This window comes from Bacillus sp. URHA0034 (assembly GCF_056280405.1).
In genome coordinates, this window is record NZ_JBWCDK010000002.1 from 3,106,908 (window position 1) to 3,129,474 (window position 22,567).

23 protein-coding genes are annotated in these 22,567 nt (G+C 42.2%); 21 read left to right on the plus strand and 2 right to left on the minus strand.

Going from position 1 to position 22,567, the window contains the following annotated elements; genetic code table 11:
• Positions 1-185: 185 nt before the first annotated feature.
• The 15 genes from ACZ9EE_RS16990 to ACZ9EE_RS17060 all read left to right on the plus strand — a co-directional run bounded on the left by ACZ9EE_RS16990 (position 186) and on the right by ACZ9EE_RS17060 (position 13,295).
• Complete coding sequence (locus tag ACZ9EE_RS16990; protein ID WP_476028807.1) at positions 186-413, plus strand: AtpZ/AtpI family protein; 228 nt, start codon at positions 186-188, stop codon at positions 411-413.
• Entirely contained in the window at positions 413-796 is a 384-nt protein-coding gene (locus ACZ9EE_RS16995; RefSeq protein ID WP_476028809.1) for an ATP synthase subunit I, read from the plus strand. Before ACZ9EE_RS16990 ends, ACZ9EE_RS16995 begins: the two co-directional genes overlap by 1 nt.
• A gap of 11 nt (positions 797-807) precedes the next feature.
• A complete protein-coding gene (gene atpB / locus ACZ9EE_RS17000) occupies positions 808-1,521 on the plus strand; it encodes a F0F1 ATP synthase subunit A (protein ID WP_476028811.1) in 714 nt (237 codons plus the stop codon).
• 73 nt (positions 1,522-1,594) lie between these two features.
• Positions 1,595-1,819 carry a F0F1 ATP synthase subunit C gene (gene atpE / locus ACZ9EE_RS17005; RefSeq protein WP_335561034.1) on the plus strand — a complete coding sequence of 75 codons (225 nt, stop codon included), beginning with the start codon at positions 1,595-1,597 and terminating at the stop codon, positions 1,817-1,819.
• A gap of 115 nt (positions 1,820-1,934) precedes the next feature.
• Complete coding sequence (locus tag ACZ9EE_RS17010; protein ID WP_476028813.1) at positions 1,935-2,465, plus strand: F0F1 ATP synthase subunit B; 531 nt, start codon at positions 1,935-1,937, stop codon at positions 2,463-2,465.
• Entirely contained in the window at positions 2,462-2,998 is a 537-nt protein-coding gene (locus ACZ9EE_RS17015) for a F0F1 ATP synthase subunit delta (protein WP_476028815.1), read from the plus strand. Before ACZ9EE_RS17010 ends, ACZ9EE_RS17015 begins: the two co-directional genes overlap by 4 nt.
• Positions 2,999-3,029: 31 nt before the next feature.
• Positions 3,030-4,538: a F0F1 ATP synthase subunit alpha gene (gene atpA, locus ACZ9EE_RS17020; protein ID WP_476028817.1), complete on the plus strand. Its 1,509-nt coding sequence runs from the start codon at positions 3,030-3,032 to the stop codon at positions 4,536-4,538.
• An 87-nt stretch (positions 4,539-4,625) separates the two neighbouring features.
• A complete protein-coding gene (atpG, locus tag ACZ9EE_RS17025; RefSeq protein ID WP_476028819.1) occupies positions 4,626-5,483 on the plus strand; it encodes an ATP synthase F1 subunit gamma in 858 nt (285 codons plus the stop codon).
• 133 nt (positions 5,484-5,616) lie between these two features.
• On the plus strand, positions 5,617-7,038 hold the full coding sequence (atpD, locus tag ACZ9EE_RS17030; protein WP_476028821.1) for a F0F1 ATP synthase subunit beta: 1,422 nt from the start codon (positions 5,617-5,619) through the stop codon (positions 7,036-7,038).
• A gap of 21 nt (positions 7,039-7,059) precedes the next feature.
• Entirely contained in the window at positions 7,060-7,467 is a 408-nt protein-coding gene (locus ACZ9EE_RS17035) for a F0F1 ATP synthase subunit epsilon (protein WP_476028823.1), read from the plus strand.
• Between the two features lie 413 nt (positions 7,468-7,880).
• Positions 7,881-9,158, plus strand: a complete 1,278-nt coding sequence (locus ACZ9EE_RS17040; RefSeq protein WP_476028825.1) for an ABC transporter substrate-binding protein — start codon at positions 7,881-7,883, stop codon at positions 9,156-9,158.
• Positions 9,159-9,254: 96 nt separating this feature from the next.
• The gene (locus ACZ9EE_RS17045; RefSeq protein ID WP_476028826.1) at positions 9,255-10,130 is read left to right on the plus strand and encodes a carbohydrate ABC transporter permease; all 876 of its coding nucleotides are present in this window, start codon (positions 9,255-9,257) and stop codon (positions 10,128-10,130) included.
• A gap of 2 nt (positions 10,131-10,132) precedes the next feature.
• Positions 10,133-11,047, plus strand: coding sequence for a carbohydrate ABC transporter permease (locus tag ACZ9EE_RS17050; protein WP_476028828.1), 915 nt, complete (start codon positions 10,133-10,135; stop codon positions 11,045-11,047).
• Positions 11,048-11,177: 130 nt separating this feature from the next.
• Complete coding sequence (locus tag ACZ9EE_RS17055) at positions 11,178-12,191, plus strand: SIS domain-containing protein (RefSeq protein ID WP_476028830.1); 1,014 nt, start codon at positions 11,178-11,180, stop codon at positions 12,189-12,191.
• 270 nt (positions 12,192-12,461) lie between these two features.
• On the plus strand, positions 12,462-13,295 hold the full coding sequence (locus ACZ9EE_RS17060; protein ID WP_476028832.1) for a PfkB family carbohydrate kinase: 834 nt from the start codon (positions 12,462-12,464) through the stop codon (positions 13,293-13,295).
• Positions 13,296-13,877: 582 nt separating this feature from the next.
• Here the strand turns inward: ACZ9EE_RS17060 and ACZ9EE_RS17065 are convergent.
• Positions 13,878-15,059 carry an IS256 family transposase gene (locus ACZ9EE_RS17065; RefSeq protein ID WP_476032459.1) on the minus strand — a complete coding sequence of 394 codons (1,182 nt, stop codon included), beginning with the start codon at positions 15,057-15,059 and terminating at the stop codon, positions 13,878-13,880.
• 278 nt (positions 15,060-15,337) lie between these two features.
• Complete coding sequence (locus tag ACZ9EE_RS17070; protein ID WP_476028834.1) at positions 15,338-16,324, minus strand: SIS domain-containing protein; 987 nt, start codon at positions 16,322-16,324, stop codon at positions 15,338-15,340.
• Positions 16,325-16,544: 220 nt separating this feature from the next.
• Here ACZ9EE_RS17070 and ACZ9EE_RS17075 point away from each other — a divergent pair, with 220 nt between their 5' ends.
• The 6 genes from ACZ9EE_RS17075 to ACZ9EE_RS17100 all read left to right on the plus strand — a co-directional run bounded on the left by ACZ9EE_RS17075 (position 16,545) and on the right by ACZ9EE_RS17100 (position 22,567).
• A complete protein-coding gene (locus ACZ9EE_RS17075; RefSeq protein WP_476028836.1) occupies positions 16,545-17,381 on the plus strand; it encodes a sugar phosphate isomerase/epimerase family protein in 837 nt (278 codons plus the stop codon).
• Between the two features lie 137 nt (positions 17,382-17,518).
• Positions 17,519-18,238 (plus strand): GntR family transcriptional regulator, encoded by a 720-nt coding sequence (locus ACZ9EE_RS17080; RefSeq protein ID WP_476028838.1) that lies wholly within the window; start codon positions 17,519-17,521, stop codon positions 18,236-18,238.
• A 44-nt stretch (positions 18,239-18,282) separates the two neighbouring features.
• The gene (locus ACZ9EE_RS17085; protein ID WP_476028840.1) at positions 18,283-19,140 is read left to right on the plus strand and encodes a YitT family protein; all 858 of its coding nucleotides are present in this window, start codon (positions 18,283-18,285) and stop codon (positions 19,138-19,140) included.
• Between the two features lie 1,085 nt (positions 19,141-20,225).
• Complete coding sequence (locus ACZ9EE_RS17090; protein WP_476028842.1) at positions 20,226-20,597, plus strand: NADH-quinone oxidoreductase subunit A; 372 nt, start codon at positions 20,226-20,228, stop codon at positions 20,595-20,597.
• Positions 20,588-21,100 (plus strand): NuoB/complex I 20 kDa subunit family protein, encoded by a 513-nt coding sequence (locus ACZ9EE_RS17095; protein WP_141561107.1) that lies wholly within the window; start codon positions 20,588-20,590, stop codon positions 21,098-21,100. The genes ACZ9EE_RS17090 and ACZ9EE_RS17095 overlap by 10 nt, the downstream gene beginning before the upstream one ends.
• Positions 21,101-21,103: 3 nt before the next feature.
• Positions 21,104-22,567 carry an NADH-quinone oxidoreductase subunit C gene (locus tag ACZ9EE_RS17100; protein ID WP_476028845.1) on the plus strand — a complete coding sequence of 488 codons (1,464 nt, stop codon included), beginning with the start codon at positions 21,104-21,106 and terminating at the stop codon, positions 22,565-22,567.

A 22,567-nucleotide genomic window follows, 5' to 3' on the forward strand; every position in this document is an offset into this window, starting at 1 on the left:
TATTAATAGTAGATTGTGGTATAATTCACGTAAATTCATTGACATTGACAAGTGGCTATTGTATGCTAACTAAGGGTATCAATGATAGGGTTTTCATGTCGAATTATCTATATAAAGATAGTTTTTATGGAATGAATTTGTCACCTGCCCGTTTAACATTCTCTGCAGAGTGAGGATGTGACTATATGCGTCAAAATAACCGCAACCCATTCCAAGCAATGGCGTTAATGTCTGCGATTGTCTCCCAGTTAGTCGGCTCCATTCTCATCGGTATTTTTGCTGGCAGATGGCTCGACCGGCATTGGGGTACAGAACCAATTTTCTTAATAATCGGACTGCTTTTGGGACTGGCAGCGGGGACATATTCTATGCTTCTTTCAATCCGCCATTTCTATTCAGGAGATAAACAATAATGCCAGATTTCAGAGTCATGTACAACAGGCAAAAGAAATGGATATTCTACTTGCTGGCCATTTATGTTCTTGGCTGGGGCTTCACTTCGTACCATACGATCTTTCTAGGGTTGATATTGGGGACATGCTTTGGTTTTCTTAACCTTTTACTGCTGGTAAGGAAGACTGAGAAGTTCGATAAACAAGTATCAGCGGGGAAAAAACCCCGATCGCTAGGTTCCTTATCAAGGATGGCGACAGCGGGTATTGGCGCAGCAATTGCCATAAAGTACCCGGAATATTTTAATATTTTTACTTACGTGATAGGACTAATGACATCCTATATTGTCATTATGATAGATTATTTCTACAATGCAATACATGTACACAAAAAGGGGAAGTGAGGTGAGTACATATGGAACATAAAACTCCTGAGTTTGAATTCTTGGGGTTATGGTTTAATGGCGCTAACGTTTTAATGATCACTGTAGCAAGTGTCATTGTTTTTCTAATCGCCGTGCTTTCGACACGCAAGCTGGCAATGAAACCAACAGGGATGCAGAACTTCTTTGAATGGGTGATGGACTTCGTGAAAGGCATCATCAACAGCACGATGGATTGGAAGGATGGAGGAAGATTTCACATCCTTGGAATCACACTCATCATGTATATCTTTGTATCCAATATGTTAGGTTTGCCATTTTCAGTTGTGATTGATGGAACACTTTGGTGGAAATCACCAACAGCTGACCCAATCATAACATTAACTCTTGCTGTGATGATCTTGGGTCTGACCCATTATTACGGTGTAAAGTTAAAAGGTTTCAAAGGATATGCACAAGGCTTCTTCAGCCCGATGGGATTCCTGTTTCCATTAAAGATTATTGAAGAATTTGCCAACACATTAACACTTGGTCTGCGTCTCTACGGTAACATCTTCGCGGGTGAATTGCTGTTATCACTTTTAGCAGCAGGACTGGCCCACCAAGGAATTGCCGGTACCATCGCCGCAGTGCCGTTGACATTAGTATGGCAAGGTTTCTCTGTGTTTGTCGGCTCCATCCAGGCTTATATCTTTACAATGTTAACAATGGTTTACATGGCTCATAAAGTGAGTCATGACCATTAAAATAATCGTTCATGCTCATGAACAAAAATAAAAAAATATTATGTTTTCATACATTTAAGGAGGAAAAAAAGAAATGACAGGTTCAATTGGTATTTTAGCAGCAGCGATCGCAATTGGTTTATCAGCAATTGGTGCAGGTATTGGTAACGGTCTTATCGTAGGACGTACAGTAGAAGGTGTGGCTCGTCAGCCTGAATTACGTGGTATGCTTCAAACTACAATGTTCATCGGGGTTGCGTTAGTTGAAGCCCTTCCGATTATCGGGGTAGTTATTGCGTTCATGGTATTAAACCGATAAAATTTGAAAATTTAGGTGGCGAAGATAACCAAACCTTCGCCATTCATTTATGTTTGTTTCATTAGATTGATTGTTTTCCAACGTTTTAGCAACTCTTGAAAGGAGTGAACCCAGGGTGTTAACTAGCAGTTTTGTATTGGCCACTGCGGCTGAAGGCGGCGGCCACATTAATACTGGAGATATCTTCTTCCAGCTAATCGTATTTATCATTTTGTTAGCCTTGCTTAAAAAATTCGCGTGGGGTCCATTAATGGGCATTATGAAACAACGTGAAGAGCATATCGCTAATGAAATTACTGCGGCAGAAAACAGCCGTTTAGAAGCGAAAAATCTTATCGAAGAGCAGCGTAACCTTCTTAAAGAAGCACGTAATGATGCGCAAAACTTAATTGAAAGCGCGAAGAAGCAAGGCGACTTGCAGCGTGAAGAAATCATTACGACGGCCCGGGCTGAAGCAGAACGCCTGAAAGAAGCTGCCAAGCTTGAAATTGAACAGCAAAAGGAAAAAGCTGTTGCTGCCATTCGCGAACAGGTTGCTTCCTTGTCTGTGTTAATTGCTTCTAAAGTAATTGAAAAAGAATTAACAAATGCAGACCAAGATGCACTAATTAACGAATACATTAAAGAGGCAGGAGAAGGACGATGAGCAACACATTGGTAGCAAAACGCTACGCGTCCGCTCTTTTTCAAATTGCTAATGAACAGCAGATTCTAGGTCAAGTAGAAGAGGACCTTCGTGTAGTTAAGGAAGTATTGGAATACAATTCTGATTTAAAAGCTGTCCTTAAATCTTCAAAGCTTACAATTGATAAGAAAAAAGAGATTGTGAAAAATGCTTTTGCATCAGTGAATGTGTTTGTTCTAAATACGGTATTGGTCTTAATTGATCGTCATCGTGAGGACCAAATTGTGGAAGTAACCGACCAGTTCCTTGAACTGGCAAATGAAGCAATGGGAATAGCAGAAGCGGAAGTGTACAGCGCACGTGAGTTGACGGATGCTGAGCGCGAAGCATTATCTGCGACATTTGCTGCGAAAATTGGCAAAAAATCACTAAGAATTGAAAATATCGTCGATTCCAACCTGCTTGGCGGCATCCGCCTTCGTATTGGAAATCGAATTTATGACGGATCTTTGCGCGGAAAGCTAGACCGTTTAGAACGTAAATTGTTAAGTTAAGCTAAGATATGAAAGAATAGGGGTGAAACTCATGAGCATCAAAGCTGAAGAAATCAGTGCCCTGATTAAATCACAAATTGAAAACTATCAGGCAGAAATTCAAGTGAGTGATGTTGGTACAGTTATCTCAATCGGTGACGGTATCGCTCGTGTTCATGGCCTCGACAATGTTATGGCCGGAGAACTTGTTGAATTTGCAAACGGCGTTATGGGTATGGCACAAAACCTAGAAGAAAATAACGTCGGTATTATCATCCTTGGACCTTTCACAGATATTCGTGAGGGAGACGAGGTTCGCCGCACAGGCCGCATCATGGAGGTTCCAGTCGGAGAAGCTCTAATTGGCCGTGTAGTAAACCCATTAGGACAGCCAGTTGATGGCATGGGTCCAATTAATACTACGAAAACCCGCCCAATTGAAGCAGTTGCTCCTGGTGTTATGGCTCGTAAATCCGTTCATGAGCCGCTTCAAACAGGTATTAAAGCGATTGACGCGCTTGTTCCAATCGGACGCGGTCAACGTGAATTAATCATTGGTGACCGTCAAACAGGTAAAACATCTGTTGCAATCGACACCATCTTAAATCAAAAAGGTCAAAACATGATCTGTATTTATGTTGCTATCGGTCAGAAGGAATCAACGGTTCGTAACGCAGTTGAAACCCTTCGTAAGTATGGCGCATTAGATTACTCGATCGTTGTAACAGCTTCTGCATCACAGCCAGCACCGCTTTTATACCTGGCTGCATACGCAGGTGTTGCGATGGCAGAAGAGTTCATGTATGATGGCAAGCACGTATTAATCGTATACGATGATCTTTCTAAGCAAGCTGCTGCATACCGTGAGCTTTCCTTGTTACTACGCCGTCCTCCAGGCCGTGAAGCATATCCAGGGGACGTATTCTATCTGCACAGCCGTTTGCTCGAGCGTGCTGCGAAAATTAACGATACGCTTGGCGCTGGTTCGATCACAGCATTGCCATTCATTGAAACACAAGCAGGTGACGTTTCTGCTTATATCCCAACAAACGTTATCTCCATCACTGATGGACAAATTTTCTTACAATCTGACCTATTCTTCTCCGGTGTTCGTCCGGCGATCAACGCAGGTCTTTCCGTATCACGTGTAGGTGGATCGGCGCAAATCAAAGCGATGAAGAAGGTAGCAGGTACACTGCGTCTTGACCTTGCTTCATACCGTGAATTAGAAGCATTTGCTCAGTTCGGTTCAGACCTTGATAAGGCAACACAAGCGAAGCTTAACCGTGGTGCTCGTACGGTTGAAGTTCTTAAGCAAGATCTTCACAAGCCGCTTTCAGTTGAAAAACAAGTTGTAATCCTTTATGCATTAACACGCGGTTTCCTTGATGATATCCCATTACAGGATGTTCGCCGCTTTGAATCTGATTTCCATAACTGGTTAGACCACAACCGCAAAGAATTGTTAGACCATATTACTAAAACGAAGGATCTTCCTTCTGATGAGGATATGGCTTCTGCAATCAACGACTTCAAAAAGACGTTTGCAGTTTCCGAATAATAGGGTCTGACATATTGAAAGGGGAGGCTGTGCGGTCCGCCGCACGGCTTTAACCAGACATTCTTTGAAAAAGGGTGGTGAGAACCTATGGCTTCATTACGTGACATAAAACAGCGTATTACTTCAACAAAAAAGACGAGTCAAATCACAAAAGCGATGGAGATGACTTCGGCTGCTAAATGGAACCGCGGTGTAATAAATGCGAAAGCATTTGTACCTTACATGGAGAAGATCCAGGAAGTAACAGCGTCGATTGCAATTGGCTCTAAAGGTGTGAATCACCCGATGCTAAAAGCTCGTCCTGTTAAGAAAACCGGTTATATTGTTATCACATCTGACCGTGGCCTTGCTGGTGCATTCAACAGTAACGTTATCCGCCGTGTGACCCAAACCATTCAAAGCCGTCATCAATCGAATGATGAATTCGCGATTATTACGATTGGCCGTATTGCCCGCGACTTTTTCGTAAAGCGCGGTATGAATGTAGCGCAGGAAATCGTCGGCGTATCCGATCAGCCGAACTTTAGTGACATTAAAGACCTAACTAGTTCAACCGTCGGTATGTTTGAAGATGGAACCTTTGATGAATTATATGTGTTTTACAACCATTATATAAGTGCGATTTCTCAAGAGGTTACGGAGAAGAAACTGCTTCCATTATCGGATTTAACCACTTCTTCAAAGCTCACTTCCTATGAATTTGAGCCATCAGCCGAAGAAATTTTGGAAGTTCTCCTGCCGCAGTATGCTGAAAGCTTAATCTACGGCGCACTGCTTGACAGTAAAGCAAGTGAGCATGCCGCACGGATGACTGCAATGAGAAATGCAACCGATAATGCCAAGGAATTAATTAAGAACTATACACTAAGCTACAACCGTGCCCGTCAGGCATCGATTACCCAAGAAATTACCGAAATCGTTGGCGGTGCGGCGGCGCTTGAATAATAGGTTTCTGGCTGTACGGTCTTAAATTTTTGAAAAAAAAAATTCCCTTTTGGGGACACAGATATAAGCAGTCGCGGGAATGAGTCAATTATTCCCGGACTCTTTTTGAAAGAGTAAGATAGGAGGGAACATGATGAACAAAGGACGCGTTCTTCAGATTATGGGTCCGGTTGTTGACGTTAAGTTCGAAAGCGGTCAGCTTCCTGAAATCCATAACGCATTGAAAATTGTAAACACAACGCGTACTGAATCAGAAGTTGGAATCAACTTAACCCTTGAAGTAGCCCTTCATTTAGGTGATGATACAGTTCGTACAATTGCAATGTCTTCTACTGACGGTTTAACTCGTAATGCGGAAGTTGAAGATACAGGCAGACCCATTTCAGTACCGGTTGGCGATGTAACACTTGGCCGTGTATTCAACGTATTGGGTGATGCCATTGACCTTAAAGAAGATATTCCAGCAAGTGCCCGCCGTGATTCGATTCACCGCGAAGCTCCAACGTTTGAAAATCTTTCTACTGAGGTTGAAATCCTCGAAACTGGTATTAAGGTAGTAGACCTTCTTGCACCATATATCAAAGGTGGTAAAATCGGTCTGTTTGGTGGTGCCGGAGTAGGTAAAACCGTTTTAATCCAGGAATTAATTAATAACATCGCCCAAGAGCACAGCGGTATTTCCGTGTTTGCTGGTGTCGGTGAGCGTACTCGTGAAGGTAATGACCTTTACCACGAAATGACTGATTCAGGCGTTATCAAGCAAACAGCAATGGTATTCGGACAAATGAACGAGCCGCCAGGAGCACGTATGCGTGTTGCCTTGACTGGTTTAACCATGGCTGAATATTTCCGTGATGAGCAAGGACAGGACGTTCTTTTCTTCATGGACAACATCTTCCGTTTCACGCAGGCAGGTTCTGAGGTTTCCGCGCTACTTGGCCGTATGCCATCTGCCGTAGGTTACCAGCCAACGCTTGCAACTGAAATGGGTAAATTACAAGAGCGTATCACATCTACTAACAAAGGTTCTGTTACATCAATCCAAGCGATTTACGTACCAGCCGATGACTATACGGACCCGGCGCCGGCTACGACTTTCGCACACTTGGATGCAACAACAAACCTTGAGCGTAAGCTTTCTGAGATGGGTATCTACCCAGCGGTGGATCCACTTGCATCCACTTCACGTGCATTGTCACCTGAAATTGTTGGCGAAGAGCACTATAATGTAGCACGCCAAGTTCAATCAACATTACAACGTTACCGTGAATTACAGGATATCATTGCCATCCTTGGTATGGATGAACTTTCTGATGAGGATAAGTTAGTGGTACTTCGTGCACGTCGTGTACAATTCTTCTTATCACAAAACTTCCACGTAGCAGAACAGTTCACTGGCCAGCCAGGTTCGTATGTTCCTGTTAAGGAAACGGTTAGAGGTTTCAAGGAAATCCTTGAAGGTAAGTATGACCATCTTCCAGAAGATGCGTTCCGTTTAGTTGGACGTATTGAAGAAGTGGTTGAGGCCGGAAAACGCTTGGGTGTAGAAGCTTAAAGTTTGCCAGGAGGGTAAAAAATGAAGACGGTAAAAGTCAGTGTTGTTACTCCCGATGGCCCGGTGTATGAGTCTGAAGTAGAGATGGTAAGTACCAAGGCTAAGAGTGGTGAGCTGGGCATTTTGCCTGGTCACATTCCGTTGGTTGCTCCGCTTGCAATTAGTGCGGTTCGTTTGAAAAAGGGTGGAAAAACGGATTACGTCGCAGTTAGCGGTGGATTCCTAGAGGTCCGTCCTGATCAGGTGACTATTTTGGCGCAATCAGCTGAACTAGCCTCTGATATTGACGTGGAACGTGCTTTAAGAGCGAAGGAGCGTGCTGAGCAGCGCATGAATGAGCAGCGTGCTGAGCATACGGATTTCAGACGTGCTGAGCTTGCCTTGCAGCGTGCCATCAATCGCCTCGCCGTATCGGAAAAAAGATTATAAAAGTATCTGAAAACCCCTCTGGTGTTTATACCAGGGGGGTTTTTTATCTTTTATAATCCAAAGGATCAAGTAAAAAAATTATTAAATATATAATTTTTTTACTGTCAGATGCTTTGATCTTATGATATTTTAAACTAATAAAGAAGTATTGTACGATACCAATTTCGAAAACCGAAAAAGGATAAAAAAAGAGTTTACCATTCCGAAATAAATTGTTTGAAAGTTTTAGCTATTTAGATATTGACGATAAACGTTATAACATGTCATAATATATTATAATACAACAGGTGATATACACTGACAAGATGAGTCAAAGGAGGATGGTGGAGAAGTAATCCATAGGTTGGTATATTTTTATGAAAGCGGTTTAAATGCCTTTTGTCACCAGAGTGAATCTATTGGGGGGAATGTAAGTGAAACGTTGGTTAAATGTAGCATTCAGTATTTTATTGGTAATGTCATTGTTAATCGGATGTTCCTCAAAAAGCACTACTTCAACATCAAAAGACGGAAAGACAACGATCACATTTTTTTATCGTTGGCCAAATGAGCCGTACAAGTCCTATTTTAAAAGTGTTATTGCCGAGTTTGAAAAACAAAATCCTAACATTAAGGTCGAAGAAGTAACCGCCTTAAACGATGATTATAAACAAAAAGCAAATGTTCTGCTAGGAAGTCAGAATCCGCCAGATGTATTTTTTAGCTGGGCTGGTGAATATGGACAAAAGTTTATTAGAGATGGCGTTGCGTTGGATCTGACAAAATACTATCAAGACGACACTGCGTGGTCTAGCCAGTTAATCAGCTCGCAAGTAGATTTCTTTAAAAAGGACGACAAAGTCTATGGCGTACCGCTTTTTACAGACAGTAAGCTGTTCTTCTACAACAAGGATCTATTTGATAAGTTGGGTTTGAAAGCACCAACTACTTGGGATGAGTTCATGAATGTATTGGCAACGATTAAGAAGAATGGAACAACGCCAATCATCCTGGGAAATAAATCACCTTGGGCTGCTGCTCACTATGTAACGGCTTTGAATCAGCGATTAGTTCCTAAGGAAGTATTGGACAAAGATCTTAGCTATCAGGGGGCCAAGTTTACCGACCCTGGATATGTAGAGGCATTAAAGAAATTAAATGAATTAAGACCATATTTTAACGACGATCCAAATGCAGTTGCACACGATGAAGCAAGAGGCCTCTTCCTGGGCGGGAAAGCAGCAATCACATTCCTAGAAACACAGGAAATTACCTATATGAAAGATGCAACCTTTAAATGGGATACATTTAAGGTACCAACGATTGATGGGGCAAAAGGGGATCAGGGCGGTTTAATCGGTGCTCCTGAAGGCTTTATGATTCACAGTAAATCTGCTCATCCGAAAGAAGCGATGGCGTTCTTGAAGTTTATGACGTCTAAGGCAAATGGCGAAAAGTTAATTAAAGATACTGGATTAGCTAGCACAGTTGTTGACGCAGTCAATGAGAATAGCGCAACGAAAGAAGAAGTAAAAGCAATGGATTTAATTAAGGAACAGAAAAATATGTTGATCTGGACGGATAGTGCGTTAGACAGTCGAATCTTCAAACCATACGGTGATGGAGTACAGACGATGCTTGGCGGCGGAATGAAGCCTGCAGATGTTATGAAGAGTGTTCAAGAAGCAGCGAAACAAGTGTATAACAAGTAAAACTATCTACAAATCTATCAAAGGTGCCGGTTAAGAGAGACAACAACTCTCTTAACCGGCAGAATGCTAAAGATTTTGTCGTTTGGGAGGGTTAAGATGCGCAGAACACGAATAGTCCCAATTCTTTACATGGCACCGGCCTTAATGATGCTGGCTTTATTTGTATACTACCCATTAGTTCGAAATGTAGTAAATGGCTTCTATGAATGGAACCCATTTACATCAGATAGAAGCTTTGTGTTCCTAGATAATTATCTACGACTCTTTAAAGATCCTCTTTTTTACACAGTGATAAAAAACAATCTGTTATACGCGGTGATCTCTGTGATTATGCAGGTTGGTCTTGGGTTAGTAATTGCTGCAGTACTGGAGGATAAGATTTTCAGGAGATTTTCTACCTTCTTCCGGACAACCTTTTTTATACCGGTTCTCATCTCGATGACGGTCATTGGAATCCTGTTTAGTTTTATTTACAATCCTGAAGTAGGCTTACTAAATAGTTTTTTACGACTCATCGGATTAGGAGATTTGGCAGAGGGCTGGCTGGGCAACCCCAAAACGGCGATCTTTGCAGTGATTTTTGTCTCTCAATGGCAAAGTATTGGATATGCGGTCATGTTGTATGTGCTAGCGGTGCAAAAGGTTCCTGGAGAATTATATGAAGCAGCCACCATCGATGGGGCTGGGAAGATTCGTACATTCTTCAGCATTACTGTTCCACAAGTAAAAGAAATGACCTTTGTTCTATTAATCTATACAGTGACAGGATCGTTCTTAGTTTTTAGTGAAGTGTATGTATTAACGAGTGGTGGTCCGGGGAACTCATCACAGGTTTTTAGTACATATCTCTATCAAAAAGCGTTTATTGATAATGAACCAGGATTTGCTTCAGCGATCGCAAACGTGATTCTTGGGATCACGCTCATCTTTTATTTTGTCCAGAATAAATTCTTAAAAACAGGGGAGGAGTAAAAATGAAGCTGGTGGAATCACAGGGAGATTCAGTACAACAAGAAGGAAAGCTTGGGAAAATTGCCGCTCTAAACTTGAAATCTACTAAACGCAAGTCTGGTTTTTCCATCGTTACCGGATTGATCTTTCTCTTTTTACTCCTTTACTTTGCGGCGATTGCCTATCCCTTGTTTTGGATGGTCATTAACTCTTTTAAAACGACGGCTGCTATTTTTAACGACAGCTGGGGGCTTCCAAAAGAATGGCTGTTTTCAAATTATACGACGGCTTGGGAACAAGGGGTTTCCAGCTACTTCATGAACAGTTTGATTATCACGGGCGGGACCTGTTTGTTGACGGTGTTAGTAAGTGCTCTGTGTGCGTATGGGTTAACCCGTTTTCAAATCAGAGGCGGCAAGTTCCTGCTCTTGTTTGTTTCAGCGGGGTTGATGTTTTCACCGCAAAGCAGTTTAATTCCGCTCTATGAGCTGGTTCAAAAACTGGGAATCTTTGATACCTACTGGGCATTAATTCTAACGTTTACGGCCTACCGCATTCCTTTAACAGTGCTGTTAATTCGTTCTTTTTTCCTTTCGATTCCGAAAGAGTTAGAGGAATCTGCTTACCTTGATGGGGCGAACAGCTTCAAGGTGTTTACAAAGATATTCCTGCCAATGAGCAGACCGATTCTGTTCACGGGTGTAATTTTAACCGCTTATTACGCTTGGAATGAGTTTTTATTTTCGATTCTCTTTATTCAAACAGAAGACGTTAAACCGATTACCTCTGGACTGTTAGTGTTTAAAGGTGCCTTAAGTACGAACTGGGGTGTATTGATGGCTGGTTTGGTCATTTCCGCTGTCCCGCTGATTGCCATCTTCCTCATGATGCAGAAATACTTTGTCCGCGGCTTAGCCGAGGGCAGTGTGAAGGGGTAATTTTTAAAAAATAAGTTCTGTTACCGAAATTGTTTTTATACTCTGTTGATTGGATCGGAAGGCGTGCGCCTGGAGAGGAAATCAACAGCCAAATTTAAATGCTTAAAAATAATAATAGGGAGTGGACGCAATGTTGAATTTTAGCAGAGAAAAGTATTTAAAGGTGACAGGTGGAGCCATTGGGCTGAGAGCAGAAATTGAAAGAGTAGTAGATAAAATCTATGAAAAGGGCTTTAAAAACCTCTTCTTAATCGGATCTGGCGGTGCAGTCGCGACCTTCTATCCATTTGAATTTATAGTGAACTCAACATCGACCATTCCAGCCTATGCGGAGATTGCGGCAGAATTTATTTTACAAAACCATAAACAATTAAGTGAAGAGTCACTAGTCATTCTATCTTCTTTATCAGGAACGACAGAGGAGACGGTTGCCGCAGCGAAATATTGTAAAGAAAGAGGCGCAACGACTATTGGCATAACAGGTGAATACAATAAGCCACTTGCTGACACAGTAGACTTTCCATTAGTCAACTTTGCTGAAAATGATTTTGCCAGTGATTCCAATCAATTGGTGCTCTTCCACCTTATTTTTAGACTGATGCATAAAAATGGCGATTTCCCTGAATATGAAAGATTTGCCGCACAGCTTGAATTACTTCCAGAAAAGTTAATCGAGGCAAAGGAAAAATTTGAGCCTAAAGCAGAAGCGTTTGCGATTGTTTATAAGGATGAACCATACCATATGGTGGTCGGTTCAGGAACCACATGGGGCAGGGCTTACTCTTATGCGATGTGTGTATTGGAAGAAATGCAGTGGATTAAAACGAAATCGATCCATGCAGCGGAGTTCTTCCATGGCACTTTGGAGTTGGTTGAAGAAGATACCAGCATGATTCTATTAAAAGGGGAAGATGAAACTCGTCCACTAATGAATCGTGTGGAGCAGTTTGCTGAACAGTATACAAAGAAATTGACGGTGCTTGATACAAAAGACTATGCACTAGAGGGAATCAGTTCGGAATTTCGAAAGTATTTATCACCAATTGTGACGTCTACTCTTCTACAAAGACTTAGCGTTCACCTCGAGGATAAACGGAATCACTCGTTAGAGATTAGAAGATATTATCGTACGGTAGCATATTAAAAGTGTAAGAGGCTGACCCAAAAGGTGGTTGATGAATAATTTTTGCACACTCTGTTGATTGGAGCGGAAGGCGCGAAGACTCCTGCGGGAGTACGGGGCAGGGGAGACCCCGCAGGAGCGAAGCGCCGAGGAGGCTTCCCGTTCCGCCCGCGGAAAGCGAAGCACCTGGAGCGGAGATTAACAGACTAATTGAATGTATAAAAAAGAAGGTGCCCCCTAAAAGTTATACTTTTGGGACACCTTCTTATTTACTAATGGGAGGGACAATTAATGAGATTAATAGCGGTTGGAGATAATGTAGTCGATTATTATGAAGATCGGGAGGAAATGTTCCCCGGCGGGAATGCCGTTAATGTGGCTGTTTTTTGGAAGCGTTATGGTGTAGAGGCCGTTTCATATATTGGCATCGTCGGAAATGACGAAGAAGGCGAGCATATTGTCAGCTCGTTAGCACAGGAACAAATTGATGTTTCCCGGGTAAGAAAAGTGTTTGGGGCTTCTGGTGAGGCGGTTGTTACGCTGGATGAACAGGGCGACCGTAAGTTTGTCGGCTCGAATAAAGGGGGTGTCCAGAAAGAGCTGAAATTGAACTTTTCTGAATCCGAACTAGCGTTTATCAGCACGTTCTCGCTGCTCCATACAAGCGTATTCAGCCATTTGGAAAAAGAATTGCCATTATTGCAGCAGTATATTGATATCTCGTTTGATTTTTCAACGAAATATGATGACGACTATTTAGAGCTTGTCTGCCCCTATATAAAATATGCAATTTTTTCTGGCGGTGACTTAACGAACGAGGAGTGTGAAACGCTAATCGCGCGTGTTCACCAACTGGGGACACCGAATATTATTGTGACCAGAGGTTCAGAAGGATCTTTGTTCTCCGATTCTAAAAGGTTATATAAGCATGGGATCGTAGAGACAGAGGTAGTTGATACACTTGGTGCCGGTGATACCTTTGTGGCAATCTTTTTAAAAGAATATGTCTTGTCCGGGAACGCCGAGGAGGCGATGGAAAAGGGTGCGGCGGCAGCGGCTGAAACATGCCAGCGCTTTGGTGCTTTCGGTCACGGGAAAAAGCGTGGGAAACGGATCACTGTATAGGAAATGAAGGAACTTGTTCATATCGAACAGGTTCTTCTCTATCATAGTCCCATTATTTATAAAAAGTGCAAGTTAATAAGTTCATTGCCCCAAAATGGAAAATGGGAGATAGTTCGGTAAATGAAAGGTCGTTTCATTGCCCGAAAAAGGAAAATGGGAGCTAGTTCGGTAAATGAGAGGTCGTTTCATTGCCCAAAAAGGAAAATGGGAGCTAGTTTGGTAAATGAGAGGTCGTTTCATTGCCCAAAAAGGAAAATGGGAGCTAGTTCGGTAAATGAAAGGTGGTTTCATTGCCCCAAAAAGGAAAATGAGAGCTAGTTTGGTAAATAAAAGGGCGTTTCATTGCCCCAAAAAGTCAAGTCCATTTAATTGTGTAAAAGTATCAACAATGTTTTCACACCAATTTAAAAAGTACAATTATAGTGAACAAGCTTATTTCGAATTTACATTGAGGGGTGGGCATGATAGCCTGGAGGGCAAGCCAGGGGTTGTTAAACTCCTGGCTTCCTGGCTGTTCTTCATGCCCACCGGAGGCTCAATGTCAATTCGAAATTAGGCTTTACACTCTATATTGATAGCGAGTTAGTTTTCTTTTGATTTCTTTAAATAAGGGTAATTCTTACTCGTCCATTCTTCATTAATATCCATTAATACTGAACCAATAATTCTTATTGCAGACTGATCATTTGTAAAAATACGAATAACTCTTTCTCTTCTTCGAACTTCTTGGTTTAATCGTTCTAGCATATTAGTGGTACGTAAGCTTATATGATATTCGACCGGATGGGCAATAAACTGGATAGCATCCTCAAACCCATTTTCTAAGATTTCTATGGCTTTGGAAAAACCTTTGGTATCCTGATACTTTTCTACAAACCGATTTTTTAGGTCCCTAATAACATCCATTTCTGAGTTTTTAAACAAATCTTTTAGCTCTTGGCGAGCTTCAGCAGTTCCTTTTTTCGGCAAGGAATCCAAGAGGTTTCTTATAAAATGGACAGTACAGCGTTGCCATGAAGTGCCTAGAAATGATTCTTTAATTGATGAAACTAATCCACCATGAGCATCAGAAATGACCATTTTAGGGGATTGAAGTCCTCTGGATTTTAAATATTCAAAGAAGGCAGACCAGCTTTCTGTGGACTCCGTGTGATTGACCTTTAGACCAATTATTTCTCTATGGCCACCCTCGTTTACGCCAACAGCAATATGAACACTTTTTGAAACCACTTGCTTGTTTTCTCGGACTTTAATGTACATGGCATCCACGTAAATATAAGGGTAATAGTGTACGTTTAGCGGTCGGTTTCTCCACTCATTAATGGCAGGATCTAAAGTTTTAATTAAGTTAGAGACGAGAGATTTGGAGACACTTTTCCCACATAATTCTTCTACAATTTTAGTAACTTTACGTGTAGAAACACCGTTTACTACCATTTCAACCATGGATAGAATTAATGCTTGATCGCAGCGTTTAAACTTTTCAAAAATAGTAGTAGAAAATTCACCGTCTCTAGTTCTAGGCACTTTTAACTTAAGTGAACCAGCCCCAGTCATCAATTCTCGCTCATAATATCCGTTTCGATAGCCTCTACGTTCTTCTGTTCTTTCATGGGAAAGAGCATTGATATATTCGTCTCTCTCTTTTTCCATTAACGAATTTAAGATAAGTGCAAGTGACGCTTTGACGGGTGATTCTAAAGAGCTATTTTCAATTTTCCCTTTGAGATCTTCTAAATTTATAGTAATATTTATTTGGGTCATCATCATGTCCTCCGTATAAAATGGTTTCTTGGTCGAAAACATTGTAACACGGGTCATGAGGATGACCTATTTTTTTACACAATTATACGGACATAATCCCCCAAAAGGGATTATACTAGCTTGCTCGGTTAATGAAAAGGAGGTTCATTGACCGAAAGACAAATATGATTGCTACTTCAGTATATGAAAAGACTGGTTCAATCATTTTAAAAATAAAAATGAACAGAACCCCATAAGAAAACTCCCTAAGTCTGTAACTTAGGGAGCTTCCGCTTTTACTAATATTCTACTTTCCACATATATCTTCTTTTTGAAAGCGGGTGATTACGAGCATCTGCTAATTGTTCGGCATAGCGGCGCAGAACGTAATTTAATACCAATGGTGCGATATAGCCTTTTAACTCTTCGTCAATGCCTTCTAAATCAAGCTCTTTTGCATCTAACACGACGAGCTTTTTACCATATTTTTTCGAGAAGTCTAAGGCTCTTTCATCTAATGGACGTGTTTCATCTAAGCCAACTAGGATAATAAATGGTACTTCTTCATCAATGATTTCAAATGGACCATGGAAGTATTCACCTGAGTGAATGGCATTAGAGTGGATCCACTGCATTTCTAATAGAATACAAGTAGTGTAGGAATAGGCGATTCCATAGTTGGCTCCGCTAGCCATTGTATAGATCACTTTTTCATCCTTATATGCCTGCCCAAATTGTTGAGCTCGATCTGCAAATTGCTTGCCGGCTTTTTCAAAAGCGGCTTGGGTATTGGCTAAGCTATTGACCATTTTGTCAAACTTATCGTTTCCTTCTAAGACGTTTAGAACACCCATCGTTAGTTGATATAGTAAGCCTAAGTTGGTATTGAAGGCAACGGATTCAACGCCCCATTCGTATTTAACAACGAATTCACTTTCCTGTGCGAGTGGGGAGGTTGGTTCGTTGGTGAACCCAACTGTTAATGCACCTTTTTGACGGGCAAATTCAGCTGCCTTTACGGTTTCTGGAGTGGTACCTGACATCGAGCAAAGAATCACGAGTGAATTTTCGCCAAGTTTTCTAGGGTTGCGATGAATGAATTCATTGGAGCTGTATACATCAGAAGGAATGTTTTTTGCTTCTCGGTCCATGATATATTTGTTCGGATACATGATAGCAGAGGAACCGCCGCATGCAACAAAGTATACGTGGTTAATTGTACGCCCTTTCAAAGCATCTAACACGTTTTTTACCTGTGGATCTACAACTACTTGTGAGTTTACCATTCATTTTTCCTCCTTAGGACTGTTTGGTCTAACATATAATAATACATTATATGATGTTATAGTATTATACATGATATAAATTGTCAATCTCTTTTGAAAATTAAATTTTATATTTTAACAGACACTAATATTAAATTGACTTATAACATATTATAATGTTATATTAACTTTGAATATCTTATTAAATAAAATTACAGGATGAAGTGAAGGGGATGGGGAAATGTCAAAGATTACGAGGGATCAAATTACGGGAATGAACTTCCATTATAAGCACTATCCTTTGGAATACTTTTTAGATGCAATGGTTCGATATGAATGCAAAAATATTGAATTATGGGGAGCATCCCCTCACTTTTATGTAGATGATCTAAAACTCAGGGATATGAAAAATATAAAAAGAGAGATTGATAGAAGAAACTTATCGGTGGTCTGCTTTACACCGGAACAGTGTGTGTATCCAATCAATCTTGCGGCCAAAGAGGATGGCATTCGGGAAAGAAGTATCCAATATTTCATCAAATCGGCGGAGGCCGCAACAGAATTAGAGGCGCCATTACTATTAGTTACGCCAGGCTGGGGTTATGAAAATGAAGATCGACATGAGGCGTGGAAGAGAACGAGAGATTCGTTGGAAAAATTATCAACGGTTGCCGGTGAGCTCGGGGTAACCCTCGCGCTTGAACCATTGACAAGAGTAGAATCCAATATCATTAACGATGCGAATTCGTTAAAAGCGATGCTAAAGGAAGTAAATAATCCTTTCCTCAAAGGGATGATTGACACGATTCCGATGGCTCTGGCTAATGAAGACTTCAATGATTATTTCAGCATCCTTAAAGACGAGATTGTCCATATTCATTTTATTGACGGGAAACCGGAAGGCCATTTGGTGTGGGGAGACGGGGTCTTACCACTGCAAAAATATATTGATCAGTTAAGTCAGCATGGTTATCGGGGATCGCTCACATTAGAGTATACATCCTATCAATATGTGCAGAACCCGGATAAGGCGATGGAACGGACGTTGGACGTGCTTTCAGGGGTGTTAGCCGATTGAAACAAATTGATAGCTGGAAATTATTTATATATACTGGTAAGTAACAATAGAATAAGCAGTTGGACCTAAATGTTCTCGAGGGAGGGGCTTTCCTCCCTTTATAGTTTGTTAATAAGAAAATTAGGCAGGTGATTGTAATGCTAAGACAGGATGACCAGATTCCTTTATATATTCAATTGAAGGAGTCACTTCTCAGCTCCATCTTGAATGGGGATTTAAAGTACGGGGATAAAATCCCAACGGAAGCAGAATTAAGTGAAGAATATAAAATCAGCAGGATTACCGTCAGAAAGGCGATTCTTGAGCTGGTTGAAGATGGGTTCCTGGTGAAGCGGCAGGGCAAAGGGACGTTCGTTAACAAACGGAAAATTGAGCGGAAGATTGTCCATTTTTTAAGCTTTAGTGATGCTTGTAAAGCGAATGGTCTGACAGCGAGCAGTCAAGTGATTAAAAAGGAAATTGTCCAGCCAACGGCTAAGGATAAAGAGCTGCTGCAGCTTGAAGAGGGGGATGCTCTGTTATTTATTCAGCGGGTCCGCTATGCTGGAGATTCTCCGATTATGATTGAAAATAATTATTACTCCTATAAAAAATTTCATATCTTACTGAATGAGGATTTAGAGGGTTCTGTTTATAAAGTGATTGAAGAAAAGTTGAATATTAAGCCGCGTGGTTCCTGGGAGACTACGCTGGAGATTGTCCGGGCATCAGAGGATGAGGTGCAATTACTTAATACTTCAAGCGGCGAGCCACTATTTTATATGGAAACGACTGTTTATGATGAAAACGACGAGCCTGTCCATCGCGGGAAACAGTTTATTTTAGGTGATAGCTATAAATTCATCTTCCAGCAGTAGTTTTAAAAAGACATTCGGAATTTGATATGGGGAAGTAGAGCGCGATGAGGAAAACAATCCAAGATTGTTTATACATTTTGCTAGGTTCGCTTATTTTTTCAATTGGGATTAACTATTTTACCATTCCAAACTTGTTATCAGAAGGCGGGATTATCGGCTTGACGATCGTTTTTCACTATGTTTTCCATTGGTCGCCTGGGATTGTGAATTTTGTCCTCAATACGGTGCTTGTTTTGGTAGGAATGAGGTTTTTGGAAAAAAGGGCTATTATTTATACGTTATTTTCCACTTTTTCCTGTTCTTTGTTTCTGTATCTGACAGAGGCATCGGGAAAACAGTTGACAGACGATACGTTATTAGCGGCCATCTTTGCCGGTTTGTTGGTAGGAGGCGGCATAGGGATTATTTTTCGTGCCGGGGGAACCTCGGGAGGGACGACGATTTTAGCGAGGCTGGCCAACCAGTTTCTTGGCTGGAGTATGGGGAAGAGTATTTTGGCGATTGATCTGATCGTCGTGACCGGCTCGGTGTTTATCATTGGGCTGGGGAAAGCGATGTATACGTTGATTGCGGTTTACTTAGGCGCTAAGGCGATCGATTTTATTGTGGAAGGCCTAGAAGAAAAGGTGGCTGTCCTGATTATTTCGAATTCATCTGAATTGGTGTTGGATGCGATTACAAATAGGTTATCACGAGGAATTACCGTTTTAGAGGGACGCGGCGGTTATACCGGTGATAATAAGGATGTGCTGTATATCGTGATTAATAGGCAGGAAATTGTTCAGTTGAAGAATTTGATTTATGCAGTGGATGAGCATGCTTATGTGACCGTTCATCTTGTACAGGAGATGATTGGTAAGGGGTATAAGGTTGGTAAGACTAAGGTGGCGAAAGGTATATAGGTTGTCAGGGGGGAGCGTTTTATGGAGACGCTCTTTTTTTGTCCTCATGGAGCTATCATGAAGACAGAAACTGGATGGGAGCTCTTATGTTTGTCTTCATGGAGTTGTCATGAGGACAGAAACTGGATGGGAGCTCTTATTTTTGTCTTCATGGAACCGTCATGAGGACAGAAACTGGATGGAAGCGCTCATTTTGTCTTCATGGAGCCGTCATGAGGACAGCTACTAGGCGGGAGCTCTCTTCTTTGTCCCCATGAAAAGGAAGATATTTGTTGGGCCAGTCTTGCGACTGGCTTTTATGTGAAAGGCCCCAAAAGGAGATGGAAAATGATAGATGAACTGTTAGTAAATTTTATTTAGTGGTGATAAAGTCTCAGTTTTTTCGACCAATGGAATGAAGGGCTGAATTTTGCATATGATGATAGGGGAAATGGATATGCAGTTGGGCTGTCCGTAATTGGTTAATATTCTAGCAATATAACAAGTTGGTGTGGTTTTTTGTCGAAAGAAAGTGATTATTGTTGGATTTTTTGAAAAGGAAAGAAAAGTGAATATTTGATGACAAATCTCACAGACAATATCGACAAAATTATTGTTGAATAGTGGATAAGGGGCGAAGGAATTAGCATATTCTTGGGTTCTTGCGAACCCTTATCTATGCACGTCATCTTCCGCTTACGCTCCAGATCACGTGCACCTAAAGCGGCTCTTTGGATTAGTTCTAGCTGGTTCGCTCTTGCGTCATCTCTGATGTTTTTCAGGGGAGCTTCTCTGCGAGATCACGCAAACGCTCAGGGGGAGGGGACCCGTGTCGTAAGACAAGTTTAGGGTGAAAATTGAATTTCTATCGCCATGTGCTTTCGCACATTGCGCTTCCGCTAACGCTCCAGCTTGCGAAATTCCCCATTTTTAGCCTCTTTGTGAGAGCGAGCTCTCACGAGGCTAAAAATGGGGAATTGTCGCGGCGATAGAAATCCAATTTTTTTATAAAGTTGGCTTGTCGACAGGGGTTTGTAACAATGCTATAATGAATTCGGTTACATATTTAATTAATATGAAAATTTACAACATTGGAGGGGATAGACATGGAACTTAATGTATATCAGAATAATTATCTGATAGTTTTTGTGTTCCTATGTCTTGGTGTGCTGCTGCCTGTGGTGGCGTTATATTTTGGGAAACTTCTGCGTCCAAATAATCCGAGTGATGCGAAGAATACCACCTATGAAAGCGGTATTGAGCCATTTCACGATTCGCGTGTGCAGTTCAATGTCCGCTATTATATTTTTGCCCTGATGTTTGTTATTTTTGATGTAGAAACTGTGTTTTTATATCCGTGGGCGGTGGCTTATGATAAGCTTGGGATTTTTGCACTCGTTGAGATGTTGATTTTTGTGGCGATGCTTTTACTTGGCCTTGTGTATGCTTGGAAGAAGAAGGTGTTACAATGGATTTAAGACTAGAAGACTTCACACCGGATGAAATAAGAGAATTAGAACGAAATGTATTTTTTGCCACGCTGGAGCAAATTAAGGCATGGGCACGGAGTAATTCTTTGTGGCCGATGACATTTGGTCTGGCTTGTTGTGCGATTGAGATGATGGGTACTGGGGGCGCGAACTATGACCTTGACCGGTTTGGGACGATTTTCCGTACGTCGCCGCGGCAATCGGATTGTATGATTGTCTCTGGTACGGTTACGAAAAAAATGGCGCCAATTTTACGCCGCCTATACGATCAAATGCCAGAGCCGAAATGGGTAATTGCGATGGGTTCTTGTGCGACTGCAGGCGGGCCGTATGTAAAATCGTATTCCGTGGTTAAAGGAGTCGATCAGATAGTCCCAGTGGATGTCTATATCCCAGGATGTCCGCCAAACCCTGCCGCTTTAATATACGGAATCAATAAGTTAAAGGATAAAATTCGTTACGAAGCGAAGACTGGGAAGAAGGTGATCTAACCGATGAGTGGGGAGAAGGATCTCGAACAATTAAAGAAAGAGGCGGCCGCAAAGGCCAAGGCTGAAGCTTTAGCTAGGCGTCAGGCGAAGGAGGCAGGCGGATCTGCGCCACCACCACCACCGGCACAGAAACAGGAGGACGCACCAGCATCAGCCCCGGCGGCGAGTGCGGGCAACGCCGATGATCTCGCCAAGAAAAAAGCAGCAACAGCGGCGAAAGCAAAAGCGGCAGCGTTAGCGAAAAAGCAGCGTGAAGGAATCATAGAAGAGGAAGCCCCTGCGGCGGTGGAGCCGCCAGCTCAAACGGCAGAACCAGCTTCTAGTAATGATACAGATGACCTTGCGAAGAAAAAAGCAGCAGCAGCGGCCAAGGCTAAAGCAGCAGCATTAGCGAAAAAGAAGCGCGAAGGAGCCGCCGACGAAGAGAACACAGCTGAGGAAGCACCGGTTCAGGCAGCGGAAACCACTTCAGGTGATGATACGGACGACCTCGCGAAGAAAAAGGCGGCCGCAGTGGCAAAGGCAAAAGCAGCGGCGGCAGCAAAACGCAAAGCAATGGAATTAGCAAACGGTACGACACCGGCCGAGGAAATTACCTCTGAACCAGCAGACGATTCCGATGACCTCGCAAAGAAAAAGGCAGCCGCAGTGGCGAAAGCAAAAGCGGCGGCAGCAGCGAAACGCAAAGCAATGGAATTAGCTGGCGGTGACACTTCGGCAACGGAAGATGCACCAACTGGAGATGACGCCAAAGCGAAGGCAGCAGCAGCGGCCAAAGCTAAAGCCGCCGCGGCAGCGAAAGCCAAGGCAGCGGCAGCCGCAAAGGCCAAGGCAGCTGGAACCGATGCAGCCGATGCAGGCGGCGATGATGAAAAGGCAAAAGCAATTGCGGCAGCGAAGGCGAAAGCAGCGGCGGCAGCCAAAGCAAAAGCGGCAGCAGGCGGGAAAACTGGCGCTGCAGCGGAACCGGCAGCTGAGGTGAAGCCATCTGTTAATCAGCCATACTTAGATAAGTATGTGAAAGTAATTGCGGAACACTTAGGACCAGATGTTTTAGAAGATTCTTATATTAATAAACTTTCCAAAGATGTTCCGACACTTGTAGCGAAGCATGATACATATTTCAAAGTAGCTCAATTTTTAAAATATAATGAGCTGCTTGGGTTTGATTATCTGTCAGAGCTGCATGGAACAGATTTTGAAACACATATGGAAGTCTATGTTCACTTATACTCATACAAAAACCGGCAATCGGTGGCATTGAAAGTGAAGATTGACCGAGATGAACCAACAATCGAATCCTTGCAGCCACTCTGGGCCGGAGCGAACTGGCCTGAATGTGAAGCATACGATTTACTCGGCATTAAATTTATAGGACATCCGGATTTACACCGGATCATGCTTGGAGAAGATTGGGTTGGCCATCCACTGCGTAAAGATTATGAACAGTATGATGTGGAGGTGTAA